The following is a 15,541-nucleotide window of genomic DNA, read 5'->3' on the forward strand; positions in this document are numbered from 1 at the left end:
TGGTGACCGGGCGGTCGTGGTTCAGCTGTCGCGCGAGCCGCGGTCGGTGTCGGTCGCGGCCGACGACCCCACGCGGTTCGGCGCACCGTTCGTGCGCGGGCGCGGCGTCGGGCTCGGGCCGCTCTTGCGGCGCATGTCGACCGCGACGGTGTCGGCGTCGAGTCCGGCCTGGCGCGCCGGAGGCGTCGGGCTCGGGCTCTTGGTGTCCTCGCTCTTCGCCGCGGCGGCGGAGGACCCGGCGGCCGTCCCCTTCGGCTTGATCGACACCGGCTTGCCGGGCGCGGGCCACTTCGGGGTGGGAGTCGAGGGGGCGGCGCCCGCGGCTCCGACGGTCGTCGTGGGCGCATCGGACGACGCCGACGACGAGCCACCGCGGCCGTTCTGCCCCTGACCGTTCTGCGTCGAACCGTTCTGGCCCTGGCCGTTCTGGCCCTGAGCGCCCTGGCCCTTCGCGGGCGAGGGCGACGGCGTCCCGTTCTGACCCGACTTCGGCGCACCATTGCTCGGCGCACCGTTCGTGCCGCCCGAGGTGGAACCCGAGCCCCGCGAGGCAGCTGCGCCCGCGGCTCCGGCCGCACCGGCCGCCGCGGCGGCACCCGCCGCGCCCGCGGCCTTGACCCCGGGTGAGGGCTGCGCCTTGGGGGCACCGGACCCGGGGGAGGGCTGGCCCTTGGGAGCACCGGTGCCCGGCGAGGGCTGACCCTTCGGACCGCCGGTGCCCGGCGACGGCTGGCCCTTCGGCGCACCCGAACCCGGCGAGGGCTGGCTCTGCGGACCGGAGGAACCCGGCGAGGGCTGGCCGCCCTTCGACGGCGTACCCGGCTTGGCGCCGCCCGCCGGCCCACCGGGCCCGGGCGACGGCCGGCCGTTCTGGCCCACGGGCGAGGCGGCGGGCTTCGCGGGACCGGTGCCGGACGGCTTCGGGGCCGCCGGGCCGGAGCCGCCGGACGACGAGGATCCGCCCGTCTGCGGACCGCCGGTGGACGAGGCCCCGGACGACTGCTGCGAGGGCTTCGGCCCGCCCGGTCCGCTCTGGTTCTGCTGCTGCGGCCCCTTCGCCGACGGCGCGGCGTTCGCCTTCGCGGCCGCACCACCGGCCGCCGCGCCCGCTGCGGCACCGGCCGCCGCCGCACCGGCGGCACCCGCGGCACTGCTCGCCGCGGCCGGCTTCTGCGCGGGCGAGGGCTTCGCCGACGGAGCCGGAGCCCCGGCGGGCTTCTGTCCGGCGCCGGAGGAGCCCGCACCGGAAGTTCCCGCGGACGCGGCCGCCCCGGACGAGGAGCCCTCGCCGTCGCGGGCGACCTGCTGGGTGGCGTCGGCGGACCCGGCGCCGGCGCCCGCGGCCTTGAGCATCCCGGCGGGGACCGGCGTGGTCGGCGTGGGGTCGATCGCCGGGCCGGGCATCGGCGGCGCGGCCGGCCGGGGCGGCGGGGGCAGCGGGCGCCCCGGCGGCGGGAAGTAGCCCGGCGGCGGCGCCATCATGGGGTTCGAGCCCGTGGGCGGGCCGACCGGGCGCGGCGGGGCACCCGGGCCCGGGTCGCTCCGGACCCAGGACATGACCCGTCCCCCGAGGCGGCGCAGCGTCCGCGAGAAGATCAGCGACACCGCGATCATCACCAGCAGGAAGCCCGCGACCGCACCGGCGACCACGAACGCCACGCCCGGCGGCAGCGACCGCTCGGCCGGCTGCGAGGGCTGTGAGATCACCTGGGTCGTGACGCGCGGCGGCTGGCCGACCGGCGTCTCGAGGGCGCCGAGGGCCTGGGTGAACGACTGCGTCACGGCCTGCCCGGAACGGACCGCGTCGTCCGGGCTGGCGCCCCGCACGTTGATCGTCAGCACCGTGGTGTCACCGGCGATGGCCGACGACACCCGCGAGGTGAGATCGGCGCTGTCGATGCCCAGCTGCCGGCTGGCGGGGACGAGGACCTGGTCGCTCGTCGCCAGCTGCGCGTAGGTCGACATGCGCTGGTTGATGTACTCGTTCGAGTTGTAGGCCGCGTCCGAGGAGTCCGAGGACCCACCGCCGGAGACCAGGACCTGCGAACTCGACGTGTAATCGGCCCCGGCGAGGCGGAGATCGACGACGAGCCCGACGACGGCACCGAGCACGGCACCGAGCACGAGCACCCACCACACCTTGCGCAGTGCGGACGACACGGTCATCGGTGAGCTCACTCCTCCATGGTGCCCGCGCGGGCCGCGGGCCGTATCGGGGGGCTCGGGAGGGGGCCCGAACCGGGCCGCCGGTCCGGCCGGGGACCACCCGCGGCGACGCCGGGGCGCCGGGGTGCGGGGGCCGTCGGGGCAGGCCACGGCGTCCAGGTCGCGAAGGCCGACGCGGCAGCCATCAGCGTGACGGTGGTGATGACCGCCGGCCGGTCGACGAGCATCGTCTGCAGGCTGGACTGTGCCGCGAGGCAGGCCAGCCCCATGCCGATGACGACGACCATCGGCGCACCCGGCGTTCGTCGTCGCCAGGACGTGAGGACGAGGCTGAGGATCCGCACCCCGGCGAACGCGTACGCGAACAGGCCGAACACGCCCATGTAGAGCCAGATGCGCAGATACTGGTTGTGGATGTAGGGCCGCGGATCGACGACGGTCCGGCTGTGCTCGTCGTCGTAGGTGATGAGCTCACCGCCGTAGTACTGCCCGACGCCGACCCCGAACCACGGTTGTTGCTCGAGGGTCGCGTACGCGGCGGCGTTCTCCCGGAGACGGTCGGGGAGGCTGTCCTCGCCGTAGGCCTGGCCGGTGACGACGCTCGAGGCGCGCAGTGCGATCTGTTTCGCCTGCCCGCCGGCCAGCCCGGTGAGGGCGAGGCTGAAGCCGATCGCGCCGACCACGAGCAGGGCACCGGCGCGGCGCACCAGCCCCTTCGGCCCGTGGGTGACGGCGGCGACGGCGACGATGAGCAGGATCAGCGGCGCCCACGTCGAGCGGTTGAAGCTGCCGGCCTCGTGCAGGACGCCGATGAGGAGCAGCCCGAGCCAGAGCCAGCGCGGCTTGCGCGGCATCAGCGCCGAGAGCAGCAGCACGAGCAGCGGCGCCCAGAGGTTCAGCGTCGGCCCGGAGAGCCGGGCGACGTCGGAGGTCGACGACCCGGTGATCACCGAGCTCCGCTCGTCGACGAGCAGCCGGCTCCACCCCATGACCGAGGCCGCCAGCACGACGGCGCTGCAGACGCCCGCGATGTAGAGCAGCACCGAGATCAACTGGTGCGGGCGCCGGGCGAACGCGAAGTACACCGGGACGAACACCGCCACCTGCAGGATGGCCCGGTAGTTGTCGATCATCAGGCTGAACTCGCCGCCGAGGGCGAGCGCGGCCACCGCGCCCACGGTCGCCGCCAGCATGATCGCGGCGATCGGGGCGGCGAACGCCGAGCGCGGCGCGATGGTCGCGTTGCGCCCGCGCAGCGTCATCACGAGGGCGACGACGAGGGCCACCTCGAGCACCGTCGGGGTGACCGGCCCGAGCTTGACGACGTCGACCTTCTCCGGGAACACGCCGACCCCGGTGAAGAGCAGGGCGGCCGCGGACCATCGCGAGTCGCCGGTGCGCCAGGACCACACGCCGGCGGCGACGATCGGCAGCAGCGGGAACAGCATCGAGCCGGTCAGGCCGTAGCCCCCGATCGCCACGGCGGCCAGGCCGACCGTGATCTTCCCCTGGGGTCTGCGGAGGCCTTCCAACAGCCCGCGCAGCTCGTCGCCCATCACCGTCGCGTTGAGCTCGACCATCCGGCGGCGGGAGCGCACGGTGTGCGGCGCGAGGTCGCGTGCCCAGCGCCCCGGCCGGAGCAGCGAGCAGGCCAGCAGCGACACGATGAACCCGCCGACCGCGCCGAGGACGCCCCACCAGCGCGCCTCCTGCACGCCGTGGTCGACGACCGGCCCGCCGGGGCTGACCACCGTTCCGGCGATCTTGGACTGCGGGGTGCCGGGATAGCGCTCGCTGGCGACGACCACGTCGATGGTGGCCTGCGCCGCGCTCGTGGCGTTCGCGGCCACCGTCGCCGAGTCGTTCGACGTCGCGGTGACCTGCAGGATCTCGGTCCCGGAGAGGTGCTTCCCGGTGATCGTCACCGAGCTCGGGTCGTACGGCGTGCCGCCCCGGGAAGCGGCGATCTGCTGGGCGCGCCCGGCGACGGCCTCGCTGCCCGCGACGCCCTCCCAGCTCCCGATCCGGTCCTGGACGTAGCGGGAGCCCTTGGCGATGTTGTCGTCGCCGGACATCGTGTTCGTGAACACGATCTCCGAGGTGCTCTGGTAGTGCCCGACCGTGGCCAGGAACGCCGCGAACGTCGCCAGCCCGGCGAGCAGGGTGGTGAACACGACCACCAGGACGGCCACCCGCATGTGGGCGGAGCGGCGACGCGTCCCCGAGGGCGGTTCCGCCGGACCACCGGGCCCCGGGCCGCCCGGTCCGGGGCCGACGCCCGGTGCCCGGGGGGCCTCGACTGCCGTCATGCTCCCCATCCCATCAATCGCCAGCGCCCGTCCTCGGTCGTCGTTCGCGCGTCGGGTGGTGCCGTGCCGGGCGCCCGAACAGGGGCGGACGGACGGCACCGGTGGCGACGAGTCTAGGACCGTGCTCCGACAGCGGGACCACCCGCCGTCCGGGCGGTCCCCGCCTCGGCCGTCCACCGCAAGACGCCGCGCCGCGCGACGGGGTGCCCCGCGCGTGACGTGTGTCTCAGCTCACGCTCATTTCAGGTACCGGGCTCGGCGACCCGGAGCGCGGGGTCCACGACGACCCAGCGGCCGCCGCCCGACTCCACCTCCGGCAGGCGCGTGCGCATCTCGCCGAGCAGGTCGGTGACGAACAGGACCACCTCGTCCGGGCGGCGCCGGACGACCTCGTCGGGCGCGACGATCGGCACGCCGACCCCGGGAAAGCGCCTGCCCTGCTTGCCGGGTGAGCCGTCCGCGACCGCCGGGAGCAGCTCCGGCCCGATGAGCGCCCGGTTGAGCAGCGGCACCGCGCGCGAGGCGGCCGCGTAGCCCAGCACCGACCGGCCGGCGCCCGCACCTGCCGTCAGGTGCTCGCGCAGCGCGTCCGCGCTCGCCGAGGTGGCCGACTCCAGCCCGGCGACGACGGCCGGGTCCAGCACCCCCGCCGCGATCTCCCCCTCGACGAGGCTCTGCACCGACGGCGGGTCCGCCGCGCCGGCGACGCCGACCCGCCGGGCGGCGAGCAGCACGGTGCCGCCGTAGAGGTCGAACCAGAAGGCGTGGGTCGCCTCGAACCCGACCGCGGCGAGCATCCGGACCAGCACCGGCGTCGAGTAGTAGGCGAAGTGGCCGTGGCGCAGGGCGTTCCACCCGCCGTCGGCGACGATCGCGGCGAGGGTGTGGAACTGCAGCAGCAGCGTCCCGCCCGGGGCGGTCGCCGCGGCCCGCTCGGCGAGCCCGGCGGCCTGGTCGTCGGCGTGCATCAGGCCGAAGCAGTCGACGACGAGGTCGGCCGGCTCTCCGGGCGGTGCCTCGGTGAGCCCGACGGTGCCGAGCAGGTCGAGCCAGGAGCCGCCGTGCGGGCTGCCGAACTCGGTGACCGTGCGCCGCGGTGCGCCGTCCGGGCCGGCGAGCAGGCCCGCGGCCTGGACGCGTGCGACGGCGTCGCGGGCCTGGTCGATCATCGCCTGCGGCTCGGCGCCGCGCGGTTCCTCCGGCGTCGTCGGGTCCTCGGCGAGGTTCGCGAGCCCGCACTGCGCACAGAGCCACATCCGCAGCGGGTGCACCGGGTCGGGGCCCGGGTCGTCGGCGGCCGGGAAGTGGTCGGCGGCCGGCTGGTCGCCGAGGTCGAGCACGACGGTGCCCGCGGTGCTCGCACACCAGCGGCAGGTCACCGGGCCCAGGTCACGGGCGGTCGGCACGGTGGGGTCCCTTCGGGGGTCGGACGGGCGGGTGGGTGGCAGGGGCGGGCCGGGCCTCCGGTGGGAGGCTGGCGCGCATGGAGGTTCGCACGAGCGCGATCGATGGTGTCCTGCTGTTCGTCCCGACCCCGCACCGGGACGACCGGGGACTGTTCACCCGCACGTTCGACGCGGCGATCGGGGCCGAGCACGGCGTCGACCTCGGCGCGCTGGCCCAGGACAGCCAGTCGCGCTCGCGGGCCGGGACGATCCGCGGGATGCACACCCGGCGCGGCGCGGGCGAGGCGAAGCTGGTGCGGGTGGCGCACGGGGCGGTGCACGACGTCCTCGTCGACGCGCGCCCGGCGTCGCCCACGTTCGGGACGGTGGCCTCGTTCCGGCTCGACGACGTGGACTTCCACCACCTCTACGTCCCGGCCGGCCTGCTGCACGGGTTCCAGGCGATCTCCGACGCGGACGTCTGCTACCGGATCGACCGCCCGCACGCACCGGGCGAGGATCTCGGGGTGGCCTACGACGACCCGGACCTCGCGATCACGTGGCCGGTCGAGGTCACCGCGGTCTCGGAGCGCGACCGGACCGCGGGTTCGTGGAAGCAGCTGCTCGCCGATCTGGGCGCCTGACCCCGTTCCACCGGTTCTGGGCGAGGGGCACCTTCGGTCGATCTATCCGACTGAAGGTGCCCTTCGCTCGGAAGGACGACGGCGGGCAGGCCGGGCGCTCGGAACGGCGGAACCGGATCAGGCCGGGCGCAGCGTGGCGTCCAGCGTCCCGGCCTTCTGCCGCGCGGCCAGCACGGCGAGCCGGGTGAAGCGCTGGTCGAACGCCTCCTGGGTCAGGCCCCGCGCGGTGTACTCGCGCAGCAGCTCGGCGGCGCCGTCGGCCACCGACCACGCGGCGTGGAACTCCGGCAGCTCCTTCTCGATCTTGGAGAAGTCGACGCGGTAGGAGCGCGGGTCGCCGCCGGTCTCGCCGGTCACCAGGAGCTCCGCGGCCGGCACGGCCTCCTTCACCGACTCGGCGATGTCCCGTACCTGCACGTTGTTGTCGGTGCGCCCGACGTTGAACGCCTGCCCGCGCACGACCTCGGCCGGCGCCTCCATCGCGGCGATCGCCGCCGAGACGATGTCGCGGCCGTGGCAGAGCGGCCGCCACGGGGTGCCGTCGCTCATCACCTTGATCACGCCGGAGAGCACCGCGTGCCCGACGAGGTTGTTGAGCACGATGTCGGCGCGCAGCCGGGGCGAGAACCCGAACGCGGTGGCGTTGCGCATCGAGACCGGCACGAAGTCGGCGTCGGCCAGGTCGACCAGGTCCGACTCGACGCGCACCTTCGACTCGGCGTACGGGGTGACCGGCTTCATCGGCGCGTTCTCGTCGAGCACGTCCGCGGTGCCCGAGGCGCCGTACACCGAGCACGTCGAGGCGTACACGAACCGCCCGACACCGGCCTCCTTGGCCAGCCGCGCGAGGCGCGAGGAGGCGTGGTGGTTGATGTCGTAGGTGTGCTCCGGGGCGAGCGAGCCGAGCGGGTCGTTCGAGAGCGCCGCGAGGTGGACGACGGCGTCGAACCCGGCGAGCTGGTCGACGGTCACGTCGCGCAGGTCGACAGCGAGCGCCGTCGGGTCCGGCGCCTCGAGCGAGCCGAGGATGCAGTCGGCGTAGAGCCCGGAGTCCAGGCCGGTGACCTCGTGGCCGGCCGCGGCGAGCATCGGGGCCGCGAGGGTGCCCAGGTAGCCCTGGTGGCCGGTGAGCAGGACGCGCATGGCGCGGTCTCCCTTCGGACGGGGTGTCCTTCTCGAGTGTTCTAGGCGGGTGCGCCGACGAGCAGGCGGGTGGGGTGGAACCCCTCGGCGTAGCGCCGACCAGCCTGCACGCCGCGGATGCGCGCGAGGCCGCGGAAGGCCTCGTCGTCGAACCAGTTCCTGGCGACCTGGGATGGGTAGTGCTCGTGCAGCAGCCGGATCTTCTCGTCGACGACGTCGGGGTCCAGCGGCCAGAGCACGGGCGGCTGGGTGAGGTCCGGCTCGGCCTTGAGGATCTCGTAGCCGAGCGCGAGGTGGTCCCGGAAGACCGTGGGCACGAGCTTCGCGAGCTCGCGGTGGTCCTGGTGGTCGTCGCCCCGGTGCCCGGCGAGCACCAGGTCCGGCTCGCACGTCCGCCGGAACTCCTCGAGCCGCTCCTTGGCCCACTCCCAGTGCGTGGGGAGCCGGCCGTCGGGCATGTCCAGGACGGTGACGGCGAGGTCGGCGCCGGGGCAGAACGCGGCCAGCGCGGCACGCTCCTCGGCCTCGCGCGCCGTCCCGGCCCCGGAGAGCACCAGCGCGCGCACCCGGAGTCCCGGGCGGGCGCGGCACAGCGAGAGCACGGTCCCGCCCGCGCCGATCGGGATGTCGTCGCAGTGGGCACCGAGCAGGACGAGCTCGTCGAGCCCGTCCGGGACGAGCGCCCGCATCAGCTCTGCAGCTGCTGCGTCACGAGGCTCTCCAGCGGCGTGAGGTCCGGTTCCTGCTTCTCCCACAGCATCCAGGGGCGGCTGCCGGAGCGGTAGGAGGCCTCGAGCTGGTTGCGCTCCTTGAGCGTGTCGGCCGGGAGCCAGAAGCCCTCGTAGGGGTAGCCCATGAGCTTGCCCTCCGCGGCGAGCGCGGTGCAGGCGTCACCGACGAGGTCGCCGTTCTCCGGGATACGGTCGATCACCGACGGCCGCAGCACGAAGTAGCCGCCGTTCTCCCGCACGCCCATGTCGGTGACCGGGTGGATCGAGGTGATCCGGTCGTCGTCGTCGGACTCGACGATGTGGAAGACCGCCTGGGGCAGGACCGCCAGGAGGGCGGCCTCGGCATCGGAGTCCGAGAACCGCTTGACCATCTGGTCGAGCGGGGCGTCGGTGAGGACGTCGGCGTAGTTCGCGAGGAACATCTCGTCGTCGTCGACGAGGTGGCGCACGCGACGCAGCCGCTCCCCGATCGGCGACTCGAGCCCGGTGTGGACGAAGTGGATCGTCCAGTCCGCGATGTCGGAGCCGAGCAGCTCGACCTCGCGGTCACGCAGGACGAAGTCGTTCGACTCGGTCTCGCGGTAGTTGAGGAAGTAGTCCTTGATGTGGTGCGCGCCGTACCCGAGGCACAGGATGAACTCCTTGTGCCCGAAGTGGGCGTAGTAGCGCATCACGTGCCAGATCAGCGGCCGCGGGCCGACCATCTGCATGGGCTTGGGGACGTCGGAGTCCCCCTCCCGCATGCGCATGCCGAATCCGCCGCAGAACAGGACGACCTTCACTGCACTTCCTTCGTTCCTTCGGGGGATGGCCCGAGATCGATCAGCCGAGCCTCACCGCGCGGGAGCCGCCGCCGACGGTGAGCCCTCGACCGCGCCCGTCGCCGGGTCGACGATCTCGAGGGTCGGGATCGGGAAGACGAGCTTCCCGCCCCAGGCCGCGACCGGCGCGAGCTGCGCGGTGATCTCGTCGCGCAGGTTCCAGGGCAGGACCAGCACGTAGTCCGGCCGGTCCGCGTCGATGCGCTCCGGCGGGTGGATCGGGATCCGCGTCCCGGGGGTGTAGCGACCGTGCTTGTACGGGTTGCGGTCCACCGTGTACGCCAGCAGATCGGGGCGGATGCCGCAGTAGTTCAGCAGCGTGTTGCCCTTGCCCGGCGCACCGTAGCCGACCACGGTCTCGCCGCGGTCGGCGGCGTCGATGAGGAAGCGCACCAGGTCGTTGCGGATGCGCGAGACGTCCCGGGCGAACCCGGCGTGGCCCTCGACGGTGCCCAGCCCCGCGGCCGCCTCCTGGGCGAGCACGTCGGCGACGGCGGGCGAGGCCGGCTCGTGCAGCTCGCTCGGCCGGGCCCAGAGCCGGATCGACCCGCCGTGGGTGGGCACCAGCTCGACGTCGACCAGGTCCAGCCCGCCGGACGCGAGCGCCCGGATCGCGGTGCCGACCGTGTAGTACTGGAAGTGCTCGTGGTAGATCGTGTCGAACTGGTTGAAGCGCACCAGCGTGAGCAGGTGCTGCACCTCGATCGACACCCAGCCGTCGTCCGCGACCATCGCGCGCAGGCCCCGGGTGAAGCCCACGACGTCGGGGATGTGCGCGTAGACGTTGTTCGCGACGACGAGATCGGCCGGCCCGTGCTCGGTGCGCACCGCGGTCCCGGACTCCTGGGAGAGGAACGCGGTGACCGTCGGGACGCCCTTGGCCCGGGCGGCGTCGCCCACGTTGACGCTGGGCTCCACCCCGACGGCGCGCATGCCGTCGGCGACGACGTGCTGCAGCAGGTAGCCGTCGTTGCTCGCGGCCTCGACGACCAGCGAGTCCGACGTCAGGCCCGCCCGCTTGGTCGCGGCGGTGACGAACCGCCGGGCGTGCTCGACCCACGACGTCGAGAACGACGAGAAGTACGCGTACTCGGTGAACGTCTCGTCGGGGTCGATCAGCGGGGGCAGCTGGACGAGCAGGCAGTTCCGGCACACCCGCGGGTGCAGCGGGAACGTCGGCTCCGGCGCCTCGACGGCCTCGGCGGTCAGGAAGAGCTCGCAGGGCGGGGTGGCGCCCAGGTCGACGAAGCTCTCCAGGTCGAGCGAGCCGCAGAGACGACAGGCCAGGGGTGGTGCGGCAGTCATCGGATCCTGACTCAGTAGGCCCCGTCACCCCGGAAGACGGCCGAGACCGTCTTCCACAGGATGACCAGGTCCATGGCGGGCGACCAGTTCTCCACGTAGCGCAGGTCCAACCGGACCGACTCCTCCCACGACAGATCGGATCGGCCGCTGACCTGCCACAGTCCCGTCATGCCCGGCCGCACCAGGAACTTGCGCTTGGCGGCGTCGGAGTAGGCGTCGACCTCTCCGGGCAGCGGCGGTCGGGGACCGACCAGCGACATCGAGCCCCCGACGACGTTGAACAGCTGCGGGAGCTCGTCCAGAGAGTAGCGGCGCAGCAGCGAGCCGATCCGGGTCACCCGGGGGTCGCGGCGGAGCTTGAACAGTGGTCCGGACCCGTCGTTACCGTCCGCGACGAGGTCGTCACGCAGCCGGTCCGCGTTCGGCACCATCGACCGGAACTTGACCATCCGGAACGTCTTGCCGCGCTGGCCGACCCGGGTCTGCCGGTAGAACACCGGGCCGCCGTCGAGCTTGACGAACAGCGCGACGAGCAGGAACACCGGCGCGAGGGCGAGCACGAGGGCCGACGACGCGATCCGGTCGAACGCGAGCTTGCCGATGCGCGGCACGCCGGAGAGGCGGGGCTCGGTGAGGCGCAGCAGCGGCAGCCCGTCGACCGGCGCCACGTGCAGGCGCGGGCCGGCGACCTCCATGAGGCCGGGGTCGACGACGAGCTCGGAGCCGGTGCCCTCGAGGTCCCACGCCAGGCGGTGCAGGCGCTTCGGGCTCCAGCCCGGGGTCGGCGCGACCGCGACGACGCCGAACCGGCCGCTGCGCACGCTGGAGGGCAGCGAGTCCAGGTCGCCGAGCACCGGGACGCCCGCGACGTGGCCCTGGCCGTCCTCACCGAGGCCGGTCGGGGTGCAGGCGCCGGTGACGACCCAGCCGATGTGGGAGACGCGGCGGGTGCGCTCGATGAGGTCGCGCACCGACTCCTCGGTGCCGATCGCCAGCACCGGGAGCAGGCCGCGGCCGAGCTTGCGGGCCTGGTGCAGCCAGCGACGCAGGGTGTAGCGGCCGGCCATCGAGAGGAGGCCCGCGACGGGCAGGATGCCGAACACCCAGGGCCGCACCCCGGTGCGCTCGAAGACCAGCCCGGCGAGCGCCAGGATGATCGCCGCGCTGACGTAGCCGCGCATCAGGCGGCTCCACTCCTCGGAGCCCTGCCCGAGCACACGCGGGTCCCAGGCGCGGGCGGCCGCGATGGCGATCGGGACCAGCAGCATCGAGACCAGCGCGAGGCCCCACGGGTTGGTGCCGGCGTCCCCGGAGCCCGCCCCGAAGCCGATGAGGGCACCGAGCAGCGAGCACGCCGCGAGGACGAGCAGGTCCGACCCGGCGACGGCGAGCGCGAACTTCGACTGCCAGCTGGTGGCCACGGCGACGCTGCCCGGCTGGCCCGGGCCCTCGTCGTCCCAGATCCGGATGAAGCCCGGCGCCGTCGGGTCGGGGTCCACGAACGGGGCCGCGCCGGCCTCCGGCTCGCGGTCCGGCGGCGGGGTGCTCCTCGTCGGCGCGGACGACGTGGACACCGAGGCGCCCGGCTGCGGCCGCCGGTCGCCGGTCGACGATGACGACGCCGGGATCTCACCGGTGTCGTTGCCGTCGGTCCTGCCCTCGTCGAGCTCGGTGCCGCTCACGCGTTCGCCCCTGTTCTGAGCGTCCGGCGACCCTGGGGTCGCGTGCCGGACGCCCGACGTCGCTCGTCGCCCGTGCGGGGCAGTGGTCCTGGGTCGACGGCGCCCCGCTGAACTCGGTCCACGGGTCGGGTCGCGCCTGGGTCGCCCACTGCCACCTCCCTCCGCACGGCGTCCGCCCTGACGGCGGATCGGGTTCTCCACCACGTTGGACGTGTGCGCCCGGGCCAGGTTGCGTGCCGATCACGAGTGACACGAAGCACGGCCCCGGAACACCTGTCCGGCGTACTTCTCGATCGGGTCCAACGAGTCCGCCGCGTGGCGGTCACGGCCCGTACGGGGTCATGCGTGCCACGACCCCCACCCGGACGGCCCGCCGACGACGGTTCGTGCAGGTGGGAAGGGCCGACCGGGGGCGTGACACCATGGTCCGAGCGGGACTGCCCGCAGTCCGCCGTGGTGTAAGGGCAACACCTCGGATTTTGGTTCCGATGATCCAGGTTCGAATCCTGGCGGCGGAGCACGTCCACCCGGCCCCGGGTCGCCCTCCGCATGCCTGCCGGCCCGACTGGGCCGATGTACAGCTCACTTCGGACTCACAGAGTCGTAATCTCCCCGTGACCTCAAGCGCGCCACGCCGTTCATCAGCGTGACCCCCGACACGGCCGGACGGCGTAAGTCGTTGCTCCCCAGCTGCGGCCGTGGCTCCCGGGGCGCGGACGGCGACACCCCCTCGCGCAGCAGCGGGTTCGTCCGCGATCAGCGCGAGGAGGCGCCCGAGGTGATCGTTCGATGAGCCGGCACAGCCCACCGGGAGCCCCGACCACCCGGAGACGATGGGAACGCCGCACCTGGGCGCTGCTCACGGTCGCCGCGCTGCTCCTCGGCGGCGGGATCGTCGCCGGGACCGCGCTGGCACGGCCGGCACCCGCGGACACCGCCGGACCGGACCTGCTCCGGGCCCCCGCGGTGGACGCACCCCAGCTGCAGAACACCGGCATCTGGAAGGCCGACCCGATCGGCGTCTGCATGGCGAGCGCCTACCGGGACGGTGAGTACGTCCACCAGGGCTGCCCGTACGACGACGAGGGCGGCGGCAACCAGTACCGCTGGCCCAACGACACCGTGCTGCGGAACTACACCTACCCGGACGACCCGGCCTACCGGCGCAACGCCGCGGACATCGTCGAGGTCCGGATGAAGCCCGAGGGCGACGAGACCGCCTTCCGGGTCACGATGAACACGATGACCGATCCCGACCTGCTCGGGCTGACCCTCGCCCTCGGTGACTCGGCCACCCCGCGCCCCGCTCCCCACGGCGCGAACACCGTGATGCCGGCCCAGCGCTTCGTCACCGTGCACGGCATCCACGGCGACGTCACCGACGCGGCCACCGGCGCCGCGCTGCCGGACAAGCCGCGGGTGAAGGTCGACCTCGAGCGTCGTCAGGTCGAGATCCGGGTCCCGAACAGTGCCTGGGCGCCGGGCGGCAAGCAGCGCGTCGCGCTCGCCGCCGGGCTCTGGGACCAGGCCCACGACGACTACCTCGTCCCGCGGGCGACGGCCGACCGCACGCACCCGGGCGGGGCGATCGCCGGGGACCCGCATCCGTCGGCCTTCTTCGACTCGGCCTTCCGGTTCCACGAGCCGTTCGAGGCGCCCTACCGCGACAACGACCAGCGCGCGGCCATCGCGAAGGGCGACCTGAGCCCGTTCTCCGCCACCGTCGACTTCGACGAGCTCGCCGCCGGGACCGACGACGACAGCGCGATCCCGACCACGGGCTACATCACCCGGGTCTACGCCTCGAAGTTCGAGAAGGCGCAGGGCCGCCGGCTGCCGACCGACCCGGGCGGCCCGCCCGGCGCGAGCGGCACCCAGCAGGAGGGCATCGTCACCGGGTCCGGGAAGGGCAGCGGGAACCAGCGGCCGAGCCTGGCGTTCGGCTGGCCCTGCCGCGACGACTGCGTGCCCGACCTGCCCGGGCGGCTGCAGCGCTATCAGGTCTACGTGCCCGAGGCACCGGAGCCGTCGGCCGGCTACTCGTCGATGGTCTGGACGAACGGCTACGCGCTGCGTCCCGGCGACGACGTGGCCGGGGACAAGGACCTCTACCGCCAGTTCGCGAACCGGCCCGGCAACCCGACGATGGTGGTCGACGTCGACGCCCGCGGCACCGACGAGTGGGGCTACGGCGAGTCCGGCGCCTCGGTGTTCGAAGCCCTCGCGGACGCCCGGCGGAACTACCACCTCAACGACGAGAAGACGACCATGGGCGGCTTCTCGTCGGGCGCTTACATGGCCAACAAGCTCTCGCTGCAGTTCCCGGACGTCTTCAACAAGGCGTTCATCTGCGACGGGCTGAACGTCGCGCCGTCGTTCCCCGGGCTCAACGCGGCGGGCGACCTGCTCCCCGTCGACACCCTGACCCACCACGAGGCCGGATCGAAGATCTCCGACATGCTGCCCAGCCGGCGCAACCAGCCGGTGATGGAGTGGTCCGGGATCAACGACGACTTCATCCCCTACCCGATCACCCGGGAACGCGGGAACGACTACGCCAAGGGCGACTACGACTACGAGTTCGTCAGCTGGGCGGGGGTCGGCTCCGAGCACCTCGCGATGTGCAAGAACGGCATGTGGCAGGTCGCGACGAAGTGGCTGGGCGACCAGGCCCGGGTGAACGACCCGGCGCACGTCACCTACGTCCGCAACCCGCTCATGGACGACCCGCGGTCCGGCCTCGTCGGCGACAAGGCCTACTGGCTCTCCGACATCCAGAGCCGCTCGCGCCAGGAACTCGGCGCGGTCGACGTGATCAGCCAGGGCCTCGGTGAGGCCGACGCCCCCGTCCCGGACGTGAAGCGACAGGTCGGGCTGACCTCGGGCACGTTCTCGCCGGTCAACCCGTACACCCGCGAGTACCGCCACCTCGACCCGCCGGTGCCCGCCCCGAAGGCGGACGCCCTCTCGGTGCGCTCGGCGGGGGTCGGTGAGGTCACCGTCGACCCGAAGCGGGCCGGGGTGGACTGCGACGCGCAGCTGAAGGTGGCCACCGACGGACCGCTGAAGGTCACCCTCGCCGGCTGCGACCGGGCCGAGACCTTCACCGGCACCGACTCCGGCGGGCTGGCGAAGCCGGGCACCTACGCACCGGCCGACCCGCTGAAGCCGCTCGGCAACCCGCTGTCCGGGACCCCGGTGCCCCCGGAGGTCGGCAACGCGCCGCAGCCGCCGCTGCAGGGGGTCCCGCCGCTGCGGTTCCCGCCGAACCAGGTCGGGCAGAACCCGCGGCCCGGTGACGGGGCCCAGGAGGACCCGGCCCCGGCCGTCGGCGAGAAGCCGATCAACGACTGAG

Annotated in this window: 10 protein-coding genes and 1 tRNA gene; 3 read left to right on the top strand and 8 right to left on the bottom strand. The window is 73.7% G+C overall.

The annotated features are described in order from the left end of the window. Positions 1 to 21 precede the first annotated feature (21 nt). The 3 genes from LQ327_RS03105 to LQ327_RS03115 form a co-directional block, all read right to left on the bottom strand. Positions 22 to 2,166, bottom strand: coding sequence for a YveK family protein (locus LQ327_RS03105; RefSeq protein ID WP_230730063.1), 2,145 nt, complete (start codon positions 2,164 to 2,166; stop codon positions 22 to 24). 8 nt (positions 2,167 to 2,174) lie between these two features. Further along, entirely contained in the window at positions 2,175 to 4,475 is a 2,301-nt protein-coding gene (locus LQ327_RS03110; RefSeq protein WP_230730064.1) for an O-antigen ligase family protein, read from the bottom strand. A gap of 242 nt (positions 4,476 to 4,717) precedes the next feature. After that, on the bottom strand, positions 4,718 to 5,881 hold the full coding sequence (locus LQ327_RS03115) for a class I SAM-dependent methyltransferase (RefSeq protein WP_230730065.1): 1,164 nt from the start codon (positions 5,879 to 5,881) through the stop codon (positions 4,718 to 4,720). Between the two features lie 77 nt (positions 5,882 to 5,958). On the opposite strand from LQ327_RS03115, the gene LQ327_RS03120 reads away from it, so the two are divergent. Beyond that, on the top strand, positions 5,959 to 6,504 hold the full coding sequence (locus LQ327_RS03120) for a dTDP-4-dehydrorhamnose 3,5-epimerase family protein (protein ID WP_230730066.1): 546 nt from the start codon (positions 5,959 to 5,961) through the stop codon (positions 6,502 to 6,504). Positions 6,505 to 6,621: 117 nt separating this feature from the next. Here LQ327_RS03120 and LQ327_RS03125 read toward each other — a convergent pair whose 3' ends face one another. The 5 genes from LQ327_RS03125 to LQ327_RS03145 are packed head-to-tail and all read right to left on the bottom strand — an operon-like array spanning position 6,622 to position 12,186. Beyond that, entirely contained in the window at positions 6,622 to 7,647 is a 1,026-nt protein-coding gene (locus tag LQ327_RS03125) for an NAD-dependent epimerase/dehydratase family protein (RefSeq protein ID WP_230730067.1), read from the bottom strand. Positions 7,648 to 7,688: 41 nt separating this feature from the next. Continuing rightward, positions 7,689 to 8,336 (bottom strand): PIG-L deacetylase family protein, encoded by a 648-nt coding sequence (locus tag LQ327_RS03130; protein WP_230730068.1) that lies wholly within the window; start codon positions 8,334 to 8,336, stop codon positions 7,689 to 7,691. Then, positions 8,336 to 9,160 carry a sugar phosphate nucleotidyltransferase gene (locus tag LQ327_RS03135; RefSeq protein WP_230730069.1) on the bottom strand — a complete coding sequence of 275 codons (825 nt, stop codon included), beginning with the start codon at positions 9,158 to 9,160 and terminating at the stop codon, positions 8,336 to 8,338. Before LQ327_RS03135 ends, LQ327_RS03130 begins: the two co-directional genes overlap by 1 nt. A gap of 51 nt (positions 9,161 to 9,211) precedes the next feature. Then, positions 9,212 to 10,504, bottom strand: coding sequence for a class I SAM-dependent methyltransferase (locus LQ327_RS03140; protein WP_230730070.1), 1,293 nt, complete (start codon positions 10,502 to 10,504; stop codon positions 9,212 to 9,214). Positions 10,505 to 10,515: 11 nt separating this feature from the next. Then, entirely contained in the window at positions 10,516 to 12,186 is a 1,671-nt protein-coding gene (locus LQ327_RS03145; protein WP_230730071.1) for a sugar transferase, read from the bottom strand. A 447-nt stretch (positions 12,187 to 12,633) separates the two neighbouring features. Between LQ327_RS03145 and LQ327_RS03150 the strand changes: the two genes are divergently transcribed. Both LQ327_RS03150 and LQ327_RS03155 read left to right on the top strand, forming a co-directional pair. Continuing rightward, positions 12,634 to 12,704 (top strand) — tRNA-Gln (locus LQ327_RS03150). 271 nt (positions 12,705 to 12,975) lie between these two features. After that, complete coding sequence (locus LQ327_RS03155; RefSeq protein WP_230730072.1) at positions 12,976 to 15,540, top strand: hypothetical protein; 2,565 nt, start codon at positions 12,976 to 12,978, stop codon at positions 15,538 to 15,540. Position 15,541: the final 1 nt, after the last annotated feature.

Source organism: Actinomycetospora endophytica, from assembly GCF_021026375.1.
Classification (GTDB): domain Bacteria; phylum Actinomycetota; class Actinomycetes; order Mycobacteriales; family Pseudonocardiaceae; genus Actinomycetospora; species Actinomycetospora endophytica.